The sequence below is a fragment of the Qipengyuania sphaerica genome, from assembly GCF_019711595.1.
GTDB classification, from domain to species: domain Bacteria; phylum Pseudomonadota; class Alphaproteobacteria; order Sphingomonadales; family Sphingomonadaceae; genus Qipengyuania; species Qipengyuania sphaerica.
This window is the reverse complement of the sequence record NZ_JAIGNR010000003.1, coordinates 296,699-315,873: the sequence shown is the minus strand read 5'-3', so window position 1 is coordinate 315,873 and position 19,175 is coordinate 296,699. Positions and strand designations below refer to the sequence as shown.

19 protein-coding genes and 1 tRNA gene are annotated in these 19,175 nt (G+C 64.6%); 16 read left to right on the top strand and 4 right to left on the bottom strand.

Annotated elements, in window-relative coordinates; translation table 11 throughout:
- The first annotated feature begins 11 nt into the window (after positions 1 to 11).
- The 3 genes from K3178_RS11425 to K3178_RS11415 all read left to right on the top strand — a co-directional run bounded on the left by K3178_RS11425 (position 12) and on the right by K3178_RS11415 (position 4,143).
- Positions 12 to 1,871, top strand: coding sequence for an asparagine synthase-related protein (locus K3178_RS11425; protein WP_221571545.1), 1,860 nt, complete (start codon positions 12 to 14; stop codon positions 1,869 to 1,871).
- Positions 1,871 to 3,547 carry an ABC transporter ATP-binding protein gene (locus K3178_RS11420; protein ID WP_221571544.1) on the top strand — a complete coding sequence of 559 codons (1,677 nt, stop codon included), beginning with the start codon at positions 1,871 to 1,873 and terminating at the stop codon, positions 3,545 to 3,547. The genes K3178_RS11425 and K3178_RS11420 overlap by 1 nt, the downstream gene beginning before the upstream one ends.
- 98 nt (positions 3,548 to 3,645) lie before the next feature.
- Positions 3,646 to 4,143, top strand: a complete 498-nt coding sequence (locus K3178_RS11415) for a DUF2141 domain-containing protein (protein WP_221571543.1) — start codon at positions 3,646 to 3,648, stop codon at positions 4,141 to 4,143.
- Between the two features lie 3 nt (positions 4,144 to 4,146).
- On the opposite strand, the gene K3178_RS11410 is transcribed toward K3178_RS11415, so the two are convergent.
- The 3 genes from K3178_RS11410 to K3178_RS11400 all read right to left on the bottom strand — a co-directional run bounded on the left by K3178_RS11410 (position 4,147) and on the right by K3178_RS11400 (position 6,300).
- Entirely contained in the window at positions 4,147 to 5,043 is an 897-nt protein-coding gene (locus K3178_RS11410; protein ID WP_221571542.1) for a hypothetical protein, read from the bottom strand.
- Positions 5,040 to 6,068, bottom strand: a complete 1,029-nt coding sequence (locus tag K3178_RS11405; RefSeq protein WP_221571541.1) for a diacylglycerol/lipid kinase family protein — start codon at positions 6,066 to 6,068, stop codon at positions 5,040 to 5,042. The genes K3178_RS11410 and K3178_RS11405 overlap by 4 nt, the downstream gene beginning before the upstream one ends.
- Before the next feature lie 155 nt (positions 6,069 to 6,223).
- Positions 6,224 to 6,300: transfer RNA gene (locus tag K3178_RS11400), tRNA-Arg, on the bottom strand.
- A gap of 121 nt (positions 6,301 to 6,421) precedes the next feature.
- Here K3178_RS11400 and K3178_RS11395 point away from each other — a divergent pair.
- The 9 genes from K3178_RS11395 to K3178_RS11355 all read left to right on the top strand — a co-directional run bounded on the left by K3178_RS11395 (position 6,422) and on the right by K3178_RS11355 (position 14,980).
- Positions 6,422 to 6,808 (top strand): hypothetical protein, encoded by a 387-nt coding sequence (locus K3178_RS11395; RefSeq protein WP_221571540.1) that lies wholly within the window; start codon positions 6,422 to 6,424, stop codon positions 6,806 to 6,808.
- 51 nt (positions 6,809 to 6,859) lie between these two features.
- Complete coding sequence (locus tag K3178_RS11390) at positions 6,860 to 7,357, top strand: MmcB family DNA repair protein (protein WP_221571539.1); 498 nt, start codon at positions 6,860 to 6,862, stop codon at positions 7,355 to 7,357.
- Between the two features lie 52 nt (positions 7,358 to 7,409).
- Positions 7,410 to 8,126, top strand: coding sequence for a sterol desaturase family protein (locus tag K3178_RS11385; RefSeq protein ID WP_221571538.1), 717 nt, complete (start codon positions 7,410 to 7,412; stop codon positions 8,124 to 8,126).
- Entirely contained in the window at positions 8,123 to 8,569 is a 447-nt protein-coding gene (locus K3178_RS11380) for a DUF2141 domain-containing protein (RefSeq protein WP_221571537.1), read from the top strand. The genes K3178_RS11385 and K3178_RS11380 overlap by 4 nt, the downstream gene beginning before the upstream one ends.
- A gap of 101 nt (positions 8,570 to 8,670) precedes the next feature.
- Positions 8,671 to 10,806 (top strand): PAS domain-containing protein, encoded by a 2,136-nt coding sequence (locus tag K3178_RS11375; protein WP_221571536.1) that lies wholly within the window; start codon positions 8,671 to 8,673, stop codon positions 10,804 to 10,806.
- A gap of 56 nt (positions 10,807 to 10,862) precedes the next feature.
- Positions 10,863 to 11,972 carry a phosphatase domain-containing protein gene (locus tag K3178_RS11370; protein ID WP_221571535.1) on the top strand — a complete coding sequence of 370 codons (1,110 nt, stop codon included), beginning with the start codon at positions 10,863 to 10,865 and terminating at the stop codon, positions 11,970 to 11,972.
- 11 nt (positions 11,973 to 11,983) lie between these two features.
- Positions 11,984 to 12,883 (top strand): alpha/beta hydrolase, encoded by a 900-nt coding sequence (locus K3178_RS11365; RefSeq protein ID WP_221571534.1) that lies wholly within the window; start codon positions 11,984 to 11,986, stop codon positions 12,881 to 12,883.
- Positions 12,884 to 12,894: 11 nt separating this feature from the next.
- Complete coding sequence (locus K3178_RS11360) at positions 12,895 to 14,277, top strand: M48 family metalloprotease (RefSeq protein ID WP_221571533.1); 1,383 nt, start codon at positions 12,895 to 12,897, stop codon at positions 14,275 to 14,277.
- Positions 14,278 to 14,293: 16 nt separating this feature from the next.
- A complete protein-coding gene (locus K3178_RS11355) occupies positions 14,294 to 14,980 on the top strand; it encodes a DsbA family protein (protein ID WP_221571532.1) in 687 nt (228 codons plus the stop codon).
- A 4-nt stretch (positions 14,981 to 14,984) separates the two neighbouring features.
- Here the strand turns inward: K3178_RS11355 and K3178_RS11350 are convergent, their stop codons facing one another.
- Positions 14,985 to 15,593, bottom strand: coding sequence for an HD domain-containing protein (locus K3178_RS11350; protein WP_221571531.1), 609 nt, complete (start codon positions 15,591 to 15,593; stop codon positions 14,985 to 14,987).
- Between the two features lie 74 nt (positions 15,594 to 15,667).
- Between K3178_RS11350 and K3178_RS11345 the strand changes: the two genes are divergently transcribed.
- Genes K3178_RS11345 through nadC form a run of 4 tightly spaced genes read left to right on the top strand, consistent with a single transcriptional unit; the run spans position 15,668 to position 19,173 of the window.
- Positions 15,668 to 16,885, top strand: a complete 1,218-nt coding sequence (locus K3178_RS11345) for a sensor histidine kinase (RefSeq protein WP_221571530.1) — start codon at positions 15,668 to 15,670, stop codon at positions 16,883 to 16,885.
- Positions 16,882 to 17,679 carry a LytR/AlgR family response regulator transcription factor gene (locus K3178_RS11340; RefSeq protein WP_221571529.1) on the top strand — a complete coding sequence of 266 codons (798 nt, stop codon included), beginning with the start codon at positions 16,882 to 16,884 and terminating at the stop codon, positions 17,677 to 17,679. Before K3178_RS11345 ends, K3178_RS11340 begins: the two co-directional genes overlap by 4 nt.
- A gap of 17 nt (positions 17,680 to 17,696) precedes the next feature.
- Positions 17,697 to 18,314 carry a hypothetical protein gene (locus K3178_RS11335; RefSeq protein WP_221571528.1) on the top strand — a complete coding sequence of 206 codons (618 nt, stop codon included), beginning with the start codon at positions 17,697 to 17,699 and terminating at the stop codon, positions 18,312 to 18,314.
- On the top strand, positions 18,307 to 19,173 hold the full coding sequence (nadC, locus tag K3178_RS11330) for a carboxylating nicotinate-nucleotide diphosphorylase (RefSeq protein WP_221571527.1): 867 nt from the start codon (positions 18,307 to 18,309) through the stop codon (positions 19,171 to 19,173). Before K3178_RS11335 ends, nadC begins: the two co-directional genes overlap by 8 nt.
- Positions 19,174 to 19,175: the final 2 nt, after the last annotated feature.

The window sequence follows — 19,175 nt, the reverse complement described above, 5'->3', positions numbered from 1 at the left end:
CGACCTAACGCATGATCGCTGCAGTCCGGCGCGCGGGAGGGCTGGAGCCGCCCGTACTCGCCGCTGTCGGACGTGCGTTGGGCGACGATCCGCGACAGGCGCCGCCACATTGTCGCTCGGGTGAATTCGACCTCTGGTCGGACAGCGAGACTGGCTCCGGCACCTTGTTCTTCGGCAGGATCGACAACCGCGCCGACAGTGCGCGCGAGCTCGGCCTGCCACGCGACGCCACGCCCGCGGCGATCTACTCTGCCGCTCTGGAGCGCTGGGGTGACGCGGCCGACCTCAAACTCGTCGGGCACTATTGCGCGATCTCCCTCGAAGGGCCGGGACGCCTGCGCCTCGTCAGGTCGCCGTGGACCGCCCCGCCGATGCACTTCGTCGCGAACAGGGAGGTGCAAGCCGCCTCGCCGCTGCTGGGCGCGCTGTTCGCCGCCGGCGTCGAGAAGCGCATCGACTGGGACTACCTCACCGACCAGCTGGCCTATGCGCATCACGATTGCGAACCTGTGGGATGGTTCCGGGGGATCGGACGCGTGCCGCTCGGCAGCCGTGTCAGGATCGACTGCGCGGAGTGGCGCCTGGAGCGCTATTACGACCCGACGGAAGTGCCTTCGGTCCGCTTCGCGCGTGACGATGATTATGTCGCACGCGCGTGGGAGCTGCTGGGCGAGGCTGCACGCGGCGCCCTTGCCGGGGTCGAGCGCCCTGCGATCATGCTGTCGGGCGGTCTCGACAGTCCGCTGGCGGCGGCGGCCCTGCTCGGGCAGATGCCCGTAGAACAGCGACTACACAGCTACACCTTCGGTCCGCACCAGGACTGGGACGGGTGGGTGCCGCCGAACCGCTTCGGGGACGAGCGCGAAATGGTCCGCCGCTTTGCCGCCATGCATCCGCGGATCGAAGCCCATTTCCCCGCCGCCGAGGGCGGGCATGACCACCGCCTGCGCGACCTGCTTTCCCGCAGCGAGGTGCCGACGGCCAACATTGCCAATATCGGCATCTTCCACCCCCTTCTCGAAGCGGCGCGAGCAGATGGCTGCGACGCGATGTTCACCGCGCTCCACGGCAATTTCAATATCAGCATGGATGCAGGCTGGGCTGCCCCCGAATCCCTGCGGAAGGGAAAGCTGCGGCAGCTGCGGAGGCTTCTTGCAGACGCTACCGACGAGCACGAGCATTCGCAGCTGCGCAAGCTCCTCTCGATGGCGGTCCTGCCGCATCTTCCTGCCCCGTTGCAGAAAGCGATCCGCAAATTCGCGCACCCAGAGCGTTTCGGCGACATTCCCCTCGGCTCCTTGCTGAGCGAGGAAGCGGCAGCGAAATGGCGCGGGCGCGGCGTGCCGAGCGCCTTCGACCGGCCGCCCATCCCCGCGACACGCAAGCAGGCCATCCGAACCATGTGGGCGAGCGCAGATAGCGGAGAGGATCTCGACCTCGGTCTCGGGCGCCTCCATGGACTCGCCCACCGCGACGTCACCGCCTATCGCCCGTTGTTCGAATTCTGCCATGGCCTGCCCACCGACCAGCTGCGACGTGGCGGGACCGACCGTTATCTGGCAAGGCGCGTGGCGGAGGGGATCATGCCCGAGGAGCAGCGACACGAAGTGAGGCAGGGGCGGCACAATGTCGACTGGCACGCGCGCCTCACCCGCCAGCGCGCCGAACTCGTTGCGCAGTCCGAAGCGATCCGCGCGCACCGCGAGCTATCCGAGATCCTCGATATCGACCGCATGCAGCGCCTGCTGGCGGACTGGCCGGAGACGACGCCGGGTGCGGCGCAGGAAAGGCTGCCGCGCGAGATGGGTCTTACCCGCGCGCTGACCGCGGCAAGTTTCGTCAGCCATGCCGAAAAGCGGAACGACTTCTGATGGCGCGGCGAAGCGAAGCCTTGCGGATCGGGGCGCTGGTCGAAATCGCCGGGCGCGCGGCAACGGGCAGGCTCGCCATGATATCGCTGGTCTCTGCGGTAAGCGAAGGGCTCGGCTTCGTCTTGCTGGTCCCGCTCCTCGCCCAATTATCCGACGCACCGGCGCAGCTGCCGCTCGGTATCTCGCTGGACGAATTTTCGCCTTCGACGATCCTCGCCGGCTTCGTGGTGCTGGTGGTCATCCGCGCTATTGCCGAGATCGCGCGCCGCCTTGCCGTGCAGGACTTGCAGGTCGCGGTCGTCGACGGACTGCGCCTGCGGGCTACCGAGGCCCTTCTCGGGGCAGACTGGCGCTGGCTGTCGCGCCTGAAACGCAGCACCAGCGAGGCCCTACTCATCTCGAATATCGACCGTGCCTCCTATGCGGTCGATATGTTCGCAGCGCTCGTGAGGCTGTCGCTCTCGCTACTGGCGCTCGCCATCGCCGCACTGGCCATTTCGCCCGCTGCCGCACTCACCGGAGGGGCTGCCGGAGCGCTCGTCCTCCTTACTTTCCTGCCGCTGCTGCGGAGGGCCAGGCAATTGGGCGAGAAGCTCAGTCGGGCGAACGACGGCCTCTATGCCCGGCTGGGCGAAACGCTGGGCGCGCTGCGGGTCATCAAGAGCTACGGCCGCGAGGAACGTGCGCAGCAGGAAATCGCCTCGGCGCTTGACGATCTGCGCCGGCAGGAGCGCAGCTTCGTGCGTGACAGCGCATTGGGGCAGGCTGCACTGCAGATCGGCGGCGCGATCGCGGCAGCACTTCTGGCGTGGTTTGCCCTCGGCGCACTTGCGATGCCGCTGGCCATATTGCTCCCGCTCGCAGCGATCTTCGTGCGCGCCCTGCCGCTTCTCGGGCAGTTGCAGGCCAGCGCGCAGGGGTGGAACCATGCTCGCCCGGCCATCGACGAGGCACTCACTCTGATCGAGGAAGCGAGAAAGGCGCATGAACCGACTTCCCTCGACGCTTCTCCCCGCCTGTCGGACAGCATCGTGCTCGACCAGATCGCGATCGCCTACCGTGCCGACCGCCCTGCCCTGTCGGGCGTTTCGCTCAAAATCGACGCGCGCCAGCTGCTTGTCCTCACCGGGCCATCCGGCTGCGGCAAGAGTACCCTCGCGGACGTGGCGGCTGGCCTGATCGCGCCCGATGCCGGGACAATCGCGGTCGACGGCACCGTGCTCGACGACACATCGCGGCGCGCCTGGCGTTCGCGGATCGCTTATGTCCAGCAGGAATCGGTGCTCTTCTCCGGAACGGTGCGCGACAATCTGCTCTGGGCCGATCCCGATGCCGACGAAGAGCGCATGAAGCGCGCGCTCGAAGAGGCCTCCGCCGGTTTCGTCTATTCGCTGCCCGAAGGCATCGATTGCGACCTCGGCGAAGGCGGCCTTGCGCTGTCTGGCGGAGAACGCCAGCGGATCGCGCTTGCCCGCGCCCTGATGCGCGATCCCGATCTCGTCGTGCTGGACGAGGCGACTAGCGCGCTCGATGCGACGAGCGAGAATGCGATTGCCGCGGCCCTTCATGCAATGACCGAGAAGCGCACCGTGATTGCGATCGCGCATCGCGGTCTGCTGCCCGATATTGCCGACCGGGTCGTCCGTCTCGACAAGGGGCGTATCGCGGGGGACTGAATAGGAAATTCAGGCGTAATTCAGCGCATTTTGCTAGAACGGCATCAAGCAGAGGCGGGTTTCGACGCCTCGACACGCAGATTACGGGGCCATTTTCGATGACCAGCAAATTCGCCGCCATTACCGGGACCGCCGCGCTCGCCCTCACGGGGCTGGCGTTCGCCGTACCTGCCGAGGCGCAATATCGCGAAAAGATCACCCATGACCCCGGCAAATGTGCCGCGGGCAAGGGGCCTGCCGTGATGGTCGCCATCACCGATATCAAGGAAAGCAAGGGCACGATCCGCATCCAGTCGTATCGCGCCACCAAGGCCGACTGGCTGGAGAAGGGTCGCTGGATCTACCGCATGGAAGCGCCTGCCAAGGCGGGCACCATGCGTTTCTGCATGCCGCTTCCCGCAGCGGGCCATTATGGCATCGCAGTGCGCCACGACCTCGACGGTGACGGCGAGACCGACATCTTCGGCGATGGCGGGGCCATGTCGAACAACCCGTCGATCAACATCTTCAACCTCGGCAAGCCGAGCTACAAGAAGGTGGGCTTCGATGTGGCGAACGGGGTCGAGAGCATCTCGATCCGGATGCGCTACCGGTAATCCCTATTTCCGGCGCCTCCGTGCGCGCCACAGGTCGATTGCGGCACCGGGCATGGCGAGGAGCGGGTGCTTCTCGCGGAAGGGCGTGACTTCGAGCGCGATTCCCGTGTGCCTCTCGAGCTTCCATGCACCGTAACGCGCGGCGCCTTCGAAGGTCGTGGTGGCCTTGGCGAGCCTCAGGATGTTGAGCGGCTTGCCGATGCGTTCGCGCGCCCTCCATTCGCGCAGGATCGCCGATCTCCGATGTGCGGGTATCTGCGGGGAGAGCTGCTCGCCCTCGCGCGCGAAAAGGATGCCGTCCGCTTCCCATGCCAGCGCCAGCAAGCCGTCGAAATGGTCGGCATTCACCGACAGGATCGAATCCTCGCGCCCCGGCTTCTCGACACGGAATTCGGCGCGGTAGGTCGCTTGGAACAGCGCGCGCCAGAAATCCTGGGGTGCACCGCGATCTGGCCCGAGAACCGCAGCGAAACGCGCAGCCGTACGCGCCGCCTGGCAGATTGCTTCGGTGACAAGCGCATTCACGCCCTCACCACCCGACCAGACCAGCGCGCTCGGCTGGACGAAACGCGTCCAGATCGTCGTGTCGCGGCTGTCCCCGCGCGCGGCCTCGGCGAATTTATCAAGGCTCATCGTCGCGATCTTGGCGCGCAGGGTCTCGCCTGCGTGCTCCCATTCGCGGTAGCTCACACGAGGCCAGATTTTCTCCTGCTGGGCACCTGGCAACAGGACGTAGAAATCGAGCACGCCTTCGAGCGATCCGGTGCGAAGGTTCGACCCGTAGAACAGCACCGCGCACGCCCCGGCTTCGCGCCCGAGCATCGCTGCATAGGCCGCGACCTCGCTGCGCACCTCGCGCGTCAGCGAAGCGGCGATACGGCTGTGAAGTGTCTCGCTCACCCGGCGACGAAGGTCAGCTGGGGGCCTTGCTCGACACGGTAGCTTCCACCGGGAAAATGCTCGCCGTCGAGGATGAATTGCGAATCGAGCGCAATCGAGAAGCCCTCGGCCTCGAGATGATGCAACCCGGCACCGGCGAGCCAGCGCGGATGCCATCCGGTAAGGATCGCCGGGAGCGAGGCAAGGATGCGCCTGCGCGGATGGTCCAGCACCACCAGGCGGATCGGCCCCTGCCCTTTTCCGAACAGCTTGATATCGAGCGGCATGGTCTCGAGCGTCGAGGCCAGCATGATCGTGCGCCGCTCCGGCTTGCCGTGCTCAGAGCGCTCCATCCTTTCGTTCGAGGGGAGGTAGCGCAGGTCCATGGCGGCCCCGCGCCGCCAGCGGTTCTCGTCCGAGCCGAACAGCGATTCCGCTATTCCCCAGGCACTGGTCATGCCGACGGCGAGGGAATTGAAGAAGCCGGCCTTGTGCGCATCCTGGCCGACATCGACGCCGAGGGCGAAGGCGCCCGCACCCATGATGAAGCCGAGCATCGGCGGATCGTCGCTTCCGATCTCGCTGACCGCCAGCGGGCGGCGGGTCACGCGCCGGCCTTCGGGGTCCTCGAAAGCAGCGATCACCCGCGTCAGCGACCAGTCGCGCGGACTGCCGAGATCGACATTGAGGGCATTGGTCTTGCCGCGCGGCAGGACTGCCAGCTGCGGCCAGTTGTCGCCGAAAACGGCCTGCCCCATGGTCAACACGTCGCGCACCGTCCCGTCGCCGCCGCTGATGACGAGCAGGCCGATCCCTTCCTGCGCGAAACCGGCCAGTGCATGGGCGATGTCGCTGCGCTTTTCGGGACGCACGATGCTGACGTTCTCGCGGCTGCCGAAATCGGGCTCGCGGCCCTTGTTGTGATGACTGCGCGCGCTGAAGATTACTCCGATCCGCTGCTGGTGCGGATCACCGCGTGGCGGGGCTTTCGCCTCGTCACCTACCTGTTTCGGAAGGTCGTCGAACTGGTAGATTTGCGGCTCCATAGGTGGCTCGGGAGCCGATCTAGGAAGTTTTGCGCACTTTGGCGAGGGCCGCGCTCAACTAGCGAAGCGATAGCGCAGAAAAGACGCGCTCAAGCAGTGAAGCGTTAGCGCAGAAAAAATCCGCTGGAGTGGCAAGGCGGCAGCGCGAAACGAAATGGCGCACCCGACAGGATTCGAACCTGTGGCCTCTGCCTTCGGAGGGCAGCGCTCTATCCAGCTGAGCTACGGGTGCATGCCGTGGGCGGGGCGCTTAGCAAGCGGGCAGCGGACCTGCCAGAAAAAAGCGCGCTTGCTGAATCGCGCGTTAGGAATTTGGCAAGCGCACCGGCGTAGCTTCGCTGACCATGAGCTCGATGTCCCACGAATTCGACCTGTCGCTTGCGACAATGCTGCCGCCGGCGACAGGCCCGGATGCCCGCCTTGGCGAACCTGCAGCGCTCGCCGTGCAGTGGGATGCGGTTCACGAAGCCGCTGCCGCTGTCGCCATCCTCGCGCAACTGGGCGAGGAACAGGTGGATGAGGATATTCGCGACCTGCCGCAACGCGCCGTCGATCTCGGCGGGGCGAAGTTCGAACTGGTCGCGCGCGGGATCGACGACCTTGCCGCCGTCATGCAGCCGGGCCTGAGGGCGCTGCTGTCGATGTCGGCGCAGGGTCAGGATACGACCAGCGCGGCGCTTACGCTGTGGCGCGAGTTTCACAGCGCGCGCGCAGCGGTGCTGGCTGTCGCTCCGGCCTGACGAGACCGCTCGCGGCTTGACCGCGTTCCCATTCTGTTCCAATCAATCGCCATGAGCGATTCTCCCGTTATCGAACCTTCTTCCGACGCTGCGAGCGATGCGGCGAGCGTGTGCCGCGGTATCCAGCGCCTCTTCGCACGCAACGATGTCTGGCTGATGCCCGAGATGCCGCTGCGCAACGGGCGGCGCGCGGATCTGATGGGGCTCGATCCCAAGGGGCGGATCGTGATCGTCGAGGTAAAAGTGGCGCGCGGCGACCTTCTCGGCGATGGCAAGTGGCCCGACTACCTCGATTTCTGCGACCGTTTCTACTGGGGCCTGCCGCCGCATCTCGACCGCGGCGTGCTCGACAATGACGATTATCGCCCCGACTGCTGCGGCATCGTGGTGGCGGACGGTTATGACGGCGAGATCGTGCGTCCCGCTCCGCTCCACCCGCTCGCCGCCGCGCGGCGCAAGACCGAGGTCGAGCGCCTTGCAAGGGCCGCCATGCGCCGAGCGACTGTGACCGGCGATCCACACTGCGCGCCCTGGGGCAATTCGGAATAGGCGAAGCGCCTGTTATCGCCTGCGCGTTTGCGGCATAGGAAGCGCCAACGCCATGTGGACCGCCATCCTCCTATCCGCCGCTGCCATGACCGCGATCGTCGCGCTGCGCTATCTGGCCGCGAGCGGGATTTTTGCCTGGGCAACCAACCGGCGGCTGCCCGGCTATCACGCGAAACTGGGGCCGCAGATCCGCAAGGAAATCGGCTGGTCGCTGGCCTCGGCAGCGATCTACGGCATTCCGGCCGGCGTGGTCGCATGGGGTTGGCAGGAGCGCGGCTGGACGCGGATCTATACCGAATGGGATGCGATGCCGATCTGGTACTTGCCGCTCGCCCCGCTGCTCTACCTCTTCCTGCATGACACCTGGTTCTACTGGACGCACCGGTTGATGCACCGGCCCGCATGGTTCCGTGCCATGCACGCCGTCCACCATGCCAGCCGCCCGCCAACCGCCTGGGCGGCAATGAGCTTCCACCCCTGGGAAGCGATCACGGGCGCGATCGTCATTCCGCTGCTCGTCTTCGTCGTGCCGATCCACGTCGCCATGCTCGGCCTCGTGCTGCTGGTGATGACGGTGATGGGGGTCACGAACCACATGGGCTGGGAAATGTTTCCGCGCCGTCTGGTTCACTCGCGGTTAGGGGGATGGCTGATAACGGCCAGCCATCACCAGCGACATCACGAAGAGTATCGATGCAATTACGGACTGTATTTCCGCTTCTGGGACCGGCTGTGCGGAACCGACAAGGGCTTGAGCGAGGCCATATGACGCGGCTCGCCCTGCTTCCGCTTGCGGCACTGGCGCTCGGCGCCGGTGCTCCGGCAGCCGATCAGGGTTCGACGATCACCGTGACCGTCACGAACCTGCGCAATGCAGATGGCGTGGTGCTCGCCTGCATGACCACGAACGAGAAAAGCTTTCCCAAATGCCGCGGTGTCGCGGGAGCGCAAGCTGCGAAGGTTGCCGCGCACGAGGGGACGCTTACGCTCACTTTTACCGACGTGAAGCCGGGGCGCTATGCCATCGCGCTGCTTCATGACGAGAACGCCAATGGCAAGGCCGACCGCGCGCTGGGAATGATGCCCAAGGAAGGCTTCGGCTTCTCGCGCGATGCGCCCGTGCGCATGGGGCCGCCCAAGTTTTCCGATGCGGTGTTCGAACATGGCGCACAGGACCGCGCGATGACGATCCGCATGCGCTATATGCTCTGACTTCGCGGCTAAGAGAGTTGAGACAGCCTTAACCATTTTTTCAGCACGTCGGGCGCATAGCCGATCCTCGAACACCACTGGTTTTGGGGACACTTGCTGCAATGGACAGGCTTGGCGGAGATTTCGGCGCGTTCGACGGGGACGGCACGCCTGAAGATTCCTACCCGGATGCGGCCTATGACGACGGCGCGCATTCCAACCCGCCGCCGTCGGTCGTCGGCCAGGATGAGCGCCGCATGCAGGTGCGCGCCTACAATCATTGGGCAAGCCAGCTGGGCGAGGAAAATCTCCCGCATATCGAGGACCTCGAGCCTGAATTCCTTGGCGATTTCGGTCCCTATTCGGTCCTGCTCGACTTCTCGACCGGAAGCGAAACGCCGACGCTGAGTTTCATCGGCGCCGAGCTGCGCGACGAATGCCGCCTGCACGATCTGATCGAAGAGCTCAGCGAAATTCCGCAGGATTCGCTGCTGAGCAAGGTTGCGGCAAATTACCTCAAGGTCGTTCAGGCACAGGCGCCGGTCACCTTCGAGGCCGAATCGGTCAATGCCAAGGGTCGCAGCGTCGCCTATCGCGGCATCCTGCTGCCCTATTCCTCCGACCACGACACGATCGACTTCGTCTACGCCGTGGTGAACTGGAAGGAAGTCGCCGACGCGCAGACCGCCGACGCGCTGCTGAGCGAAATCGATGCGGCGCTCGAGGCACAGGCGGCCTTCGGAGGCGAGCCGGTCGTCGAAGAAGAGCAGGCGTTCGAAACCGCCGAAATCATTCATTTCGATCCGCACGCCGAGGCGGAACCCGAAGTCGAGCATGCGACGGATGAAGCGCCCGAAGAGGCGGACCCCTGGGCAAGCGACGACAATATCCTCGAACTGCGCGGCGCGGAACATTCCGACCACGACGCATTCGATGACCTGCCTGCGCCGAATTTCGGCCAGGAAGAGGAGGAAGAGACCGTGACCGACAGCTACACTCCCGAACCCTACGAGCCGAGCTATGATCCGGCATTCGAAGAAACGCCCTCCGCGCCCAAAGCGAAGCGGGCGGTGGACGCGCTCGGCAACCCGATCGGTGGCGCATCGCAGGACGAGGAAACGCAAGAGCCGTCGCAGGGCGGTATCACCACCGCGTCGGACTATGGCCTGCCCGAATGGGACGAGGAGGAAGAGCCGGAGGACGATGTCGACGAGCTGGTCAATCCGCTCGCCAATATCGATCTCAACAGCCGCCTGCTCTCGCTGGTGAATTCGGGAACGCGCGGCAAGAAGACCGTCGATCTCGCCACGCTTTCGGACACGCCGAGCGAGGAAGAGGACGGCGAGGAAGAACGCCAGCTGTTCAAGCCCAAGGCCCCGTCGGTCGACAGCGTCCTTTCGCTTCAGGAATATGACGAGGACGAAGAGGACGAGGAAGAGGCCTACGCCTACGACCCTGCCCCGGCCGGGAATTACGAGCCGGAAGCCGAAGCGGACTATGCCGAGCCGGTGGTCGAGGAAGCTGCCGCTCCGAGCTATTACGACTACTCGCCGGTCGACGAGAGCCCCGCCGAAGTCTCGGAAGATGAATTCGCCGACCAGCCGGCAGAGGAAATCGAAACTGCCGAAATCGAGCCGGTAGAAACCGATTGGAGCGGCGAGGACTATGCTGCTTCGGAAGAGGGACCGGTAGAGGCCGAAGCAGTAGAGGCCGAAGTGGTCGAAACCGAATACGCCCACGAGCCGGAAGCGCCTGTCGAAGCCGAGGTGGTCGACGAGGACGAGCCGCTCGAACTCGGCGAAGAACTGATCCTCGACGAGACTTTCGAAGAAGAGATCGTCGCAGACGCCGACGCCACCGAACCGGCTACCGTCGAAGATAGCTACGACCCGGCGCCTGTCGCGGAGTATGAAGCCGAAGCCGCCTATAAACCGGTTGCGGAGGGATATGCTGCAGAAGCGGATGAAGAGCCGGTCGCAACCGAGGAAACCGTTGAGACAGAAGCCGAGGCTCAGGCCGAGCCCGAGACACTCCACGGCCTGCTCGCCGCGGTCAACGAACTTGCCGAAGCGGCGCGCACCACCACCGATCCGGACCGCCGCGCGCTATATGAAGCAGTCGGCAAGGCCTTCGACATCTCGATCAAGGCCGTGCTCGCCTCCGATGGCAAGTCGGGCGCCCAGCCCGACATCGCCCCGCGCGACCTTGAGGACCATTTCGAGGAAATGAAGGCCGCTGCGCTGCGCCAGCACGGCTAAGCCGTTCTGAGATTTAGCTTGAGCATGGGGCGGACCGCGCGCTAGCGGTTCGCCCCATGCCGTTCCTGCCCACCGCGCCCGTCCGCATCCAGCCCTATTTCGGCTATCGCAACCGCGAACGATTGCACATCACCGTCCGCGCGCTGCGTTCGCGAAAAAGCGAATTCGGCAAGACCGGCAAATGGCGCGCAATGCGCCGCATGCTCGGCCAGTTCGCCAGCCACGAGGTGAAGGACCTCCCTGTCGAGCTGGAAGTGAAATCGCCCGCCGGTGAAACGCTCCGCCACACAGGCATCACCGACAAGGAAGGCTTCGTCCACTTCGACATAAGGCTCGAGGGCGACTGGGAATACGAGGAATATCCCGCCTGGGAGACCGTCACCTTCCACTGGAAGAACGGCGAGGGCGACCAATGCGCCGACGGCCATGTGCTCGCCCCCGGCAAGGCTACCGGGCTCGCCATGATCTCCGACATCGACGACACCATCATCGAGACCGGCATTACCGGCAATTTCCGCGCGGTCATGCGCAACTGGCGGCGCGTGCTCATGCAGATGCCCGAAGAGCGCATCCTCGTGCCCGGCGCGGACATGTTCTACAATGCGCTGGGCGGCAATGACGGCTTGCCCGAAGGCGAAGGCCATGCAGGCGACCACATGCCCGCCTCGCGCCGACCCTTCTTCTATGTCTCGTCGAGCCCGTGGAACCTGTTTTCCTACCTCGTGACCTATATGAAGGGGCGCGGACTGCCCCTGGGGCCGATCCACCTGCGCGACTGGGGCCTCAATCGCGAGACCTTTGGCTCTTCCAGCCACGGTGCGCACAAGCGCGCCGCGATCCTTGGCATCATCGAGACCTATCCCGACATCAGGTTCGCGCTCATCGGGGACGATTCGCAAGGAGACCTCACCGCCTTTGCCGATATCGCGAAGGAAAGCCCCGAGCGAATCCGCGCCGTCTTCATCCGCAAGGTGGGCGAGGTGATGAGCCCGGAAGAACTCGCCGCCAAAGCCTCGCTCGAGGCCGCGAAGATCCCGCTCTGGCTGGGCGAGGGCTATAGCGAAGGGCACAAGTTCCTCGCTTCGGTCGGCCTGCTGCACGACGGCGAGGCAGAAAAGATCGTCGATTCGGTCGGCAAGGGCGAAACTGCCGAGGCTGCGGAATGAGGCGGCGACTGATGTGGACTGCCGGAATCCTATTCGCCCTCGTGCTGGTTGCCGGGCTTGGCCTGTGGATCGCGCTGCAACGCAATGCGCCTGCCGTGCTCGACACGATCGACGCCCTGGCGGGTCCGAAATCCAGCGTTGAGATGGTCCGCGAGGCCAGCACCGGTCCGGCCGCCCAGCAACGGCTGTTCGTTTATCGCGACGGCGACGCCCAAGGCACCCAACCGGTCTTCGTCTTCTTCCACGGCGGCGCATGGGCGCATGGTGATCCGGTCGACTATGGCTTTATCGGCCGCAATATCGCCCCCGAGGGCTATGTCGTGGTGCTCGGCGGCTACCGTATGAACGGGCCGGGGCGCTATCCCGCCATGCTCGAAGACACGGCAGCCACCATCGCCTGGGTGCGCGCGAACATCGCCGAATATGGCGGCGATCCGGACCGCATCGTGCTCTCCGGCCACTCGGCCGGGGCCTATAACGCCATGCAGGTCGCGCTCGATACGCGATGGCTCGAGGAGGCCGGAGTGCCCGTTTCGAGCATCAGGGGCGTCGTCGGGCTATCGGGACCTTACGATTTCTATCCCTTCGATACCGACCGCAGCCGTGCCGCCTTCGAAAGCGTGGGGGCGGGACCCGAAAGCCAGCCGGTCAACCACGCCCGCGCCGATGCGCCCCCCGTTCTCCTCGTGCATGGCGAGGAAGATGTGACCGTGCGCATCCGCAATTCACGCGCACTCGAGAAGGCGCTCGGTGAGAAGGGTGCGCGCGCGCAGACGCTTTACCTCGCGGGCAAGGATCACAATGCCCCGCTGCTCGCGCTGACCAATCCATGGCGGCGCGATCCGCAGGTCTTCGACCGCGTGATGCAGTTCCTGCGGGTTTCAGTTCCGGTTCAGGCCGAAAGGCCTTAGGCTGCGCGCCGATGCGGCTTCTTTCCCATATTCTCGCCCTTTTCGCGCTCGCCATCATGGCCGCGCAACCCGCCGCCGCCCAATCGGTGTTGCGCGACGCGGAAACCGAAGCCTTCCTGCGCGAGATTTCCGAGCCGCTGATCGAGGCGGCCGGATTGCAGCCGAACAACGTCAATATCGTCCTTATCAACGATCCTTCGGTCAATGCCTTCGTCGCAGGCGGGCAGGCCGTCTACCTCCATAGCGGCCTGCTCGATGCCGCCGACAGCGCCAACGAGGTGCAGGGCGTGATCGCGCACGAGCTCGGCCACATCACCGGCGGGCATATCGTGCGCTACGGCGAGGGAATGAAGACGGCGACCGGGATCACGCTGTTGTCGATGCTCGCCGGGCTGGGCGCCATGCTTGCCGGGTCGGGCGAGGCGGCGATGGGCATTATGGCTGCGGGCCAGCAGGCGGCGCTGGGCAAGTTCCTCGCCTTCAGCCGCACGCAGGAAGCCAGCGCCGATGCCGCCGGTGCGGAGTACCTCTCGAAAGCGGGGATCACGGGCAAGGGCTCGCTCGAATTCTTCGGCAAGCTGCTTTCGATGGAGTTCCGGCGCGGCATCCAGCAGAACGACGAGGCCGGTTTCTACCGCACCCACCCGCTTTCGGGCGACCGCATCGCCAAGCTCAAGGAAGTCTATGTCGTCGATCCGGCATGGGACAAGCCGCCAAACCAGGAATGGGAAGCCAAGTTCCAGCGGATAAAGGCCAAGCTGCAGGGCTATGTGGCCGAGCCTCAGTTCACGCTGCGCGACTATCCGGAGAGCGACCGCTCGACGCCCGCGCTGTTGGCGCGCGCCTATGCCTATCACAAGGAAGCACGGGTGGACCGGGCGCTCGATGCGGCCAACGCGCTGATCGAGCGCGCGCCCGAGGATCCCTATTTTCTCGAGCTGAAGGGGCAGGTCCTGCTCGAATCGGGCCGTCCGGAGGAGGCGATCGTGCCGCTGCGCAAGGCTGTCGAGATCAGCCGCTCCGAACCGCTGATCGCTTCCATGCTCGGCCATGCGCTCATCGCCACCGAGGACGAGGCGAATTTCGAGGAAGCCGAGCAGGTCCTGCGTGCCGCCGTGGGACGCGATCGCTACAATCCCTTTGCCTGGTACCAGCTGGGCGTAGTCTATGCGGCGCGCGGCGACATGGCGCGCGCGCGGCTGGCAAGCGCGGAGCAGCAGGTGATGAACCGGCAGTACCCGCTCGCCCTGCGCAGCGCGCAGGCGGCCGAAGCGCAATTGCCTTACGGCTCGCCCGACTGGCTTCGCGCGCAGGACGTGGCGATGGAAGCGAGGGCGATGATGGACATGCTGTGCGAAATGGACCGCGCCAATTGCGACAAGCGCAGGCGCTAGGAATACCGGGGGCGATATGAAACACCTGTTGACCGTAGTGATCGCGCTGGTGGCCGGCTTTGGCGGCGCGGCGCTGTTTTCCTTCACCGGCCTCGGCCATTCGCAGACGCGCGAATACCTCGTCGCCAATCCCGATATCCTGCCCGAAATGGCGGAGGCCTACCAGGCCAACCAATCGGCCGAGCGCATGGCTTCCATCTCCGGCCCGGTCAGCACGCCCTTCGAAGGCGCGGTGCTGGGAAATCCCAATGGCTCGAAGACGCTGGTGAAGTTCACCGACTATGCCTGCGGTTACTGCCGCGCGAGCGTGGCCGATGTGGACCGGCTGATCGCCGCCGATCCCGAGCTGCGCGTGGTGGTGCGCGAATGGCCCGTGTTCCAGGGAAGCGACGTTCCGGCCCGCATGGCGCTGGCCGCGGCCAAGCAGGGCAAGTACGAGCAATTCTACCACGCGATGTTCGAGACCGGTCAGCCGACGGCGGAGAACATTGCCGCTGCGGCGCAGGCAGCCGGGCTCGACATGGAAGCGGCGCGGGAATTCGGCGCGTCCGACGAAGCGACTGCTGAACTGGCGCGCAATGCCGGCTTTGCCAACCAGCTCGGGTTTACCGGAACGCCCAGCTGGATCTACGGTGACCGACCGTTCGAAGGCGCTATCGGCTATGAAGCGCTGGCGCAGATCATCGAAGACGGCGAGGGTTAGGCGCTCATTCCTCGACAGCCGCCTTGTACATCGAGGCAAGCGGCTTTTCCATCACGCGGCGGACCATCGGCTCGAAGAATTCGAGGCTTTCGCTCTCGTAATCGGGATCGAAGGCGGCCTGGTCGTATTTCTCGCAGAATTCCGCGCAGGCCTCGAAATGAGGGCTATCACGGAATTTCTCGCGCATGTCCTTGTCCATGCCGAGATGGTGGAAATAGTAATAGCCCTGGAAAGCGCCGTGGTTCTGGCAGATCCAGTGCACTTCCTCGGACACGAAGGGCTTGATGATCGCGGCGGCGACCTCGGGGTGGTTGTAGCTTCCCAGCGTATCGCCGATGTCGTGGAGCAGCGCCATCACGACATATTGCTCGTCGCGCCCGTCGCGATGCGCGCGAGTCGCGGTCTGCAGCGAATGTTCGAGCCGGCACACGGGAAAGCCGCCGAAATCGCCGTCGAGCAGCTTCAGATGGTCGAGCACGCGGTCGGGCAAATCCTTGGCAAAAGCGCGGTATTCCGCCCCGATGATCGCCCAGTCTTCCTTCGTCCCCTCCTTCATTTCGCGGAACTTGGCGCGTTCGGCCAGCGAATGGGCGAGGTTTTCGGGCTTGTTCATCGGCTCTCTCCAACTACCTGAAGAAGAGTAGCGGCTGGCAAAGCTGCGCGCAATTGGGCTAGGAGGCTCAGCCGATGGCAGTGTTGCCGCTCAATCCCACGCCGTTCTTCGACAACAAGAACCAGGCGTTCTGGAACCTCCAGCTGGCAGGCTGGGGCGGATCGGCACTGCTGCGCGCCATGTCGGCCTTTGCCAACGGCCAGCCGCTCGAGTTTTTCTTCGTCATCCTGATCGCGACGATCACGGGTTTTTCGATCAGCCTGATCCTGTCGGTCGTCTATGCCTATCTGATCCGCCAGAGGCCGCTGGTGACATGGGGCGGTACGGCTGCGGCGCTGGCGGTCGCGGTGGGCATCTTCGCCTTCATCGACAGCTGGGTATTGGGGCTGACCCGTCCAGCAGCGGAAACGGGCTTCGTCCGCATCCTGATCGGCATCTACTTCTTCGACCTGACGCTGCTCGGCGCATGGTCGGCGCTGTATTACGCGATCAATTTCTTCCTCCAGGTCGAGCAGCAGGCCGACCGGCTCGAACGACTGGAAGCGCAGGCGACGAGCGCGCAGCTGGCCATGCTGCGTTACCAGCTCAACCCGCATTTCCTGTTCAACACGCTGAATTCCATCTCCACGCTGGTCCTCCTGAACCAGACCAAGCCCGCCAATGCCATGTTGACGCGGCTATCGAGTTTCCTGCGCCATACGCTTGTCACCCAGCCGGGAGGCAAGGTGTCGGTCGAGCAGGAAGTGGAGACGCTGAAGCTCTATCTCGAAATCGAACGCATGCGTTTCGAAGAGCGCCTGCAAACCGAATTCCGCGTCGAGGAACGCGCGGCCAAGGCGCAAATTCCCTCCATGCTGCTCCAGCCGCTGATCGAAAATGCGATCAAATACGGCGTCAGCCCGCAGGAAGAGGGCGCCGAGATCTCGCTTCTCGCCCAGATTGTCGGGCCGAGACTGCGCATCACCGTCGCCGACAGCGGCCCCGGCGTCGATGTGGGCGGGGTGGCCGACGATTTGCCTGCCGTCATGGCCACGCACAAGCGCCGCGATTCCACCGGGGTCGGCCTCGCCAACATCCGCGACCGCCTGAGCCAGGCCTATGGCGATGACCATCGCTTCGAAATCCGCAGCCCGGAAAGCGGCGGTTTCACCGTCCTGATCGAGATTCCGCATGAACTGGCCGACGAAGAAGAGCCGTCTGCCGCTTCGCCCGCGACACAATCGCTGAAACAAGCCAGCGCCACGGGCGTTACCCCTGCAAATGCCCCCACCAAGGTAAGTACCGCAAAATGACTATCCGCACGATCCTCGTCGACGACGAAAAACTCGCCATCCAGGGCCTCCAGCTGAGGCTCGAACCTTTCGAGGATGTCGAGGTGATCGAAACCTGCCAGAACGGACGCGAGGCGATCCGCGCGATCAAGACGCTGAAGCCCGACCTCGTCTTCCTCGACATCCAGATGCCCGGCTTCGACGGGTTCTCCGTGGTCCAGGGCGTGATGGAAATCGAACCGCCGCTGTTCGTTTTCGTCACTGCCTTCCAGGAACACGCGATCCGCGCCTTCGAGGCCAATGCGGTCAATTACCTGATGAAACCGGTCGACGAGGACAAGCTCGCCGACACGATCGAACGCGTCCGCCAGCGCCTTGCCGAAAAGAAAAGCTCCGATGAAGCCGACCGCCTGCGCGGTGTCCTGTCCGAAGTGGCTCCGGAAGCCGCACAGGACATGGACGAAGGCGATACCGAAGCTTCCGGCCGCTACGAGAAGCTGATCAACGTCAAGGACCGCGGCCAGATCTTCCGCGTCGAGGTCGACACGATCGAGCATATCGAGGCCGCAGGCGATTACATGTGCATCTACACCGGCGACAATTCGCTGATCCTGCGCGAGACGATGAAGGATCTCGAACGCCGCCTCGACCCGCGCACCTTCCAGCGCGTGCATCGCAGCACGATCGTGAACCTCGACCAGGTCCGCCAGGTCAAGCCGCACACCAATGGCGAATGCTTCCTCGTGCTCGACAGCGGCGCCGAGGTGAAGGTGTCACGCAGCTATCGTGACGTCGTGGCGCGCTTCGTCCACTGACAAACGTGATGGGGGGCATGCGAATAATCTCGATCCTTGGCGCGGTCATGGCGGCGATGCTTGCCGCTGTGCCTGCTAACGCGCGCGAGTGCACTCTGCGGCTCGTACCGACCGACTATGTGGTGGCGCAGTCGGTCAGCTCGGATTCGGTTGTCTTTTCCTATTCGAGCCTGCCCAATGCAGCATCTTTCGCGGAAACCTTCGCGCAAGACAATCAGGCCGCGATCCTCGAAAACCTGTTCGCGAATTTTGTGCTCGATGGATATAACTTCACCCTCGAGCGCGCCGCACCGATACCCGACGTCCTGAATTTCAGCCAATCCTCACCGCCGCTGGCCGGCGGCTCAAGCGGATGCACGGTCGAAGTGATCACGCGCGAAATCAAGATCATGCGTTTCTCGCTGACCGGGCAGACGGCCAGCTGGATCTATATCGTCCGGATTTTCGGCGAGGACGACAAGCCCTCCTACAAGGTCATGCGCGGGATCGGCGGCAAGATTAAGCCGCTCAAAGGCGAAGATCCCTCGCTCACCACAGGTAGAGCGGTAAAGCTTATCGAGGATGGCCTGCCCGAAATCCGGGCTCGCGTTGCCGAGGGCCTTGCCAAGACCTTTGCGAAAGGAAGCGATGACTGACGAACTCACCCTCCCCGGCTTCGACATCGAAAGCTTCGTTCGAGACACGCTGGCCGAGGATCTCGGAGAAGGGCTGCCGGGCGGGGGGCATGACGTCACCAGCGAAAGCGTGATCCCGGTCGATGCGCGGTTCGCCGGCGTCATGGACACGCGCGACGCGATCCATGTTGCAGGCCTGCCGGTCGCTGAAGCGTTCTTCCGCGCGCTCGACCCGGACATGCAAATCGACATCCTCGTGCACGAAGGCGCCAGCGTTCCTTCCGGCACCGACCTGATGCGGCTCGAAGGCAATGCGCGCGCCATGCTCACCGCAGAGCGCGCGGCATTGAACACCGTCCAGCACCTCTCGGGTATCGCCACCATGGTCGCCGAATATGTGGCGGCGATGGACAATCCCGATTGCACCCTGCTCGATACGCGCAAGACCATTCCCGGCCTGCGCCACCTCGAGAAATACGCGGTGCGCATGGGCGGCGGGGCGAACCACCGCATGGGCCTATGGGATGCGGCAATGATCAAGGACAACCACGTGCTCGTGGCCGGTTCGGTCGGCGAGGCCGTGCGCCGGGCGGTCGAGGCAGGGGTCGAGGACATCATCTGCGAAGTCGACCGGATCGACCAGATCGAACCCGCGCTGGAGGCAGGCGCGACCCGCCTGCTGCTCGACAATATGGAGCCCCCCACCTTGCGCGAGGCCGTGGCGCTGGTCGCCGGCCGCGTGCCCACCGAGGCAAGCGGCGGGATCAATCTCGATACGATCAGGGCCAAGGCCGCAACGGGCGTCGATTACGTGTCCGTCGGCCGCCTCACCCAGAGCGCGCCCGCAGCCGATATCGGTTTGGACTTTACGCCGCTGTAAAA

Bases quoted from the DNA above. Each gene is read 5' to 3' on its own strand.
- K3178_RS11335 (WP_221571528.1), top strand. From the start codon at position 17,697: ATGCGAATAATCTCGATCCTTGGCGCGGTCATGGCGGCGATGCTTGCC.
- K3178_RS11365 (WP_221571534.1), top strand. From the start codon at position 11,984: ATGTGGACTGCCGGAATCCTATTCGCCCTCGTGCTGGTTGCCGGGCTT.
- nadC (WP_221571527.1), top strand. From the start codon at position 18,307: ATGACTGACGAACTCACCCTCCCCGGCTTCGACATCGAAAGCTTCGTT.
- K3178_RS11390 (WP_221571539.1), top strand. From the start codon at position 6,860: ATGAGCGATTCTCCCGTTATCGAACCTTCTTCCGACGCTGCGAGCGAT.
- K3178_RS11370 (WP_221571535.1), top strand. From the start codon at position 10,863: ATGCCGTTCCTGCCCACCGCGCCCGTCCGCATCCAGCCCTATTTCGGC.
- K3178_RS11350 (WP_221571531.1), bottom strand. From the start codon at position 15,593: ATGAACAAGCCCGAAAACCTCGCCCATTCGCTGGCCGAACGCGCCAAG.
- K3178_RS11425 (WP_221571545.1), top strand. From the start codon at position 12: ATGATCGCTGCAGTCCGGCGCGCGGGAGGGCTGGAGCCGCCCGTACTC.
- K3178_RS11355 (WP_221571532.1), top strand. From the start codon at position 14,294: ATGAAACACCTGTTGACCGTAGTGATCGCGCTGGTGGCCGGCTTTGGC.
- K3178_RS11340 (WP_221571529.1), top strand. From the start codon at position 16,882: ATGACTATCCGCACGATCCTCGTCGACGACGAAAAACTCGCCATCCAG.
- K3178_RS11420 (WP_221571544.1), top strand. From the start codon at position 1,871: ATGGCGCGGCGAAGCGAAGCCTTGCGGATCGGGGCGCTGGTCGAAATC.
- K3178_RS11405 (WP_221571541.1), bottom strand. From the start codon at position 6,068: ATGGAGCCGCAAATCTACCAGTTCGACGACCTTCCGAAACAGGTAGGT.
- K3178_RS11385 (WP_221571538.1), top strand. From the start codon at position 7,410: ATGTGGACCGCCATCCTCCTATCCGCCGCTGCCATGACCGCGATCGTC.
- K3178_RS11395 (WP_221571540.1), top strand. From the start codon at position 6,422: ATGTCCCACGAATTCGACCTGTCGCTTGCGACAATGCTGCCGCCGGCG.
- K3178_RS11345 (WP_221571530.1), top strand. From the start codon at position 15,668: ATGGCAGTGTTGCCGCTCAATCCCACGCCGTTCTTCGACAACAAGAAC.
- K3178_RS11360 (WP_221571533.1), top strand. From the start codon at position 12,895: ATGCGGCTTCTTTCCCATATTCTCGCCCTTTTCGCGCTCGCCATCATG.
- K3178_RS11375 (WP_221571536.1), top strand. From the start codon at position 8,671: ATGGACAGGCTTGGCGGAGATTTCGGCGCGTTCGACGGGGACGGCACG.
- K3178_RS11415 (WP_221571543.1), top strand. From the start codon at position 3,646: ATGACCAGCAAATTCGCCGCCATTACCGGGACCGCCGCGCTCGCCCTC.
- K3178_RS11380 (WP_221571537.1), top strand. From the start codon at position 8,123: ATGACGCGGCTCGCCCTGCTTCCGCTTGCGGCACTGGCGCTCGGCGCC.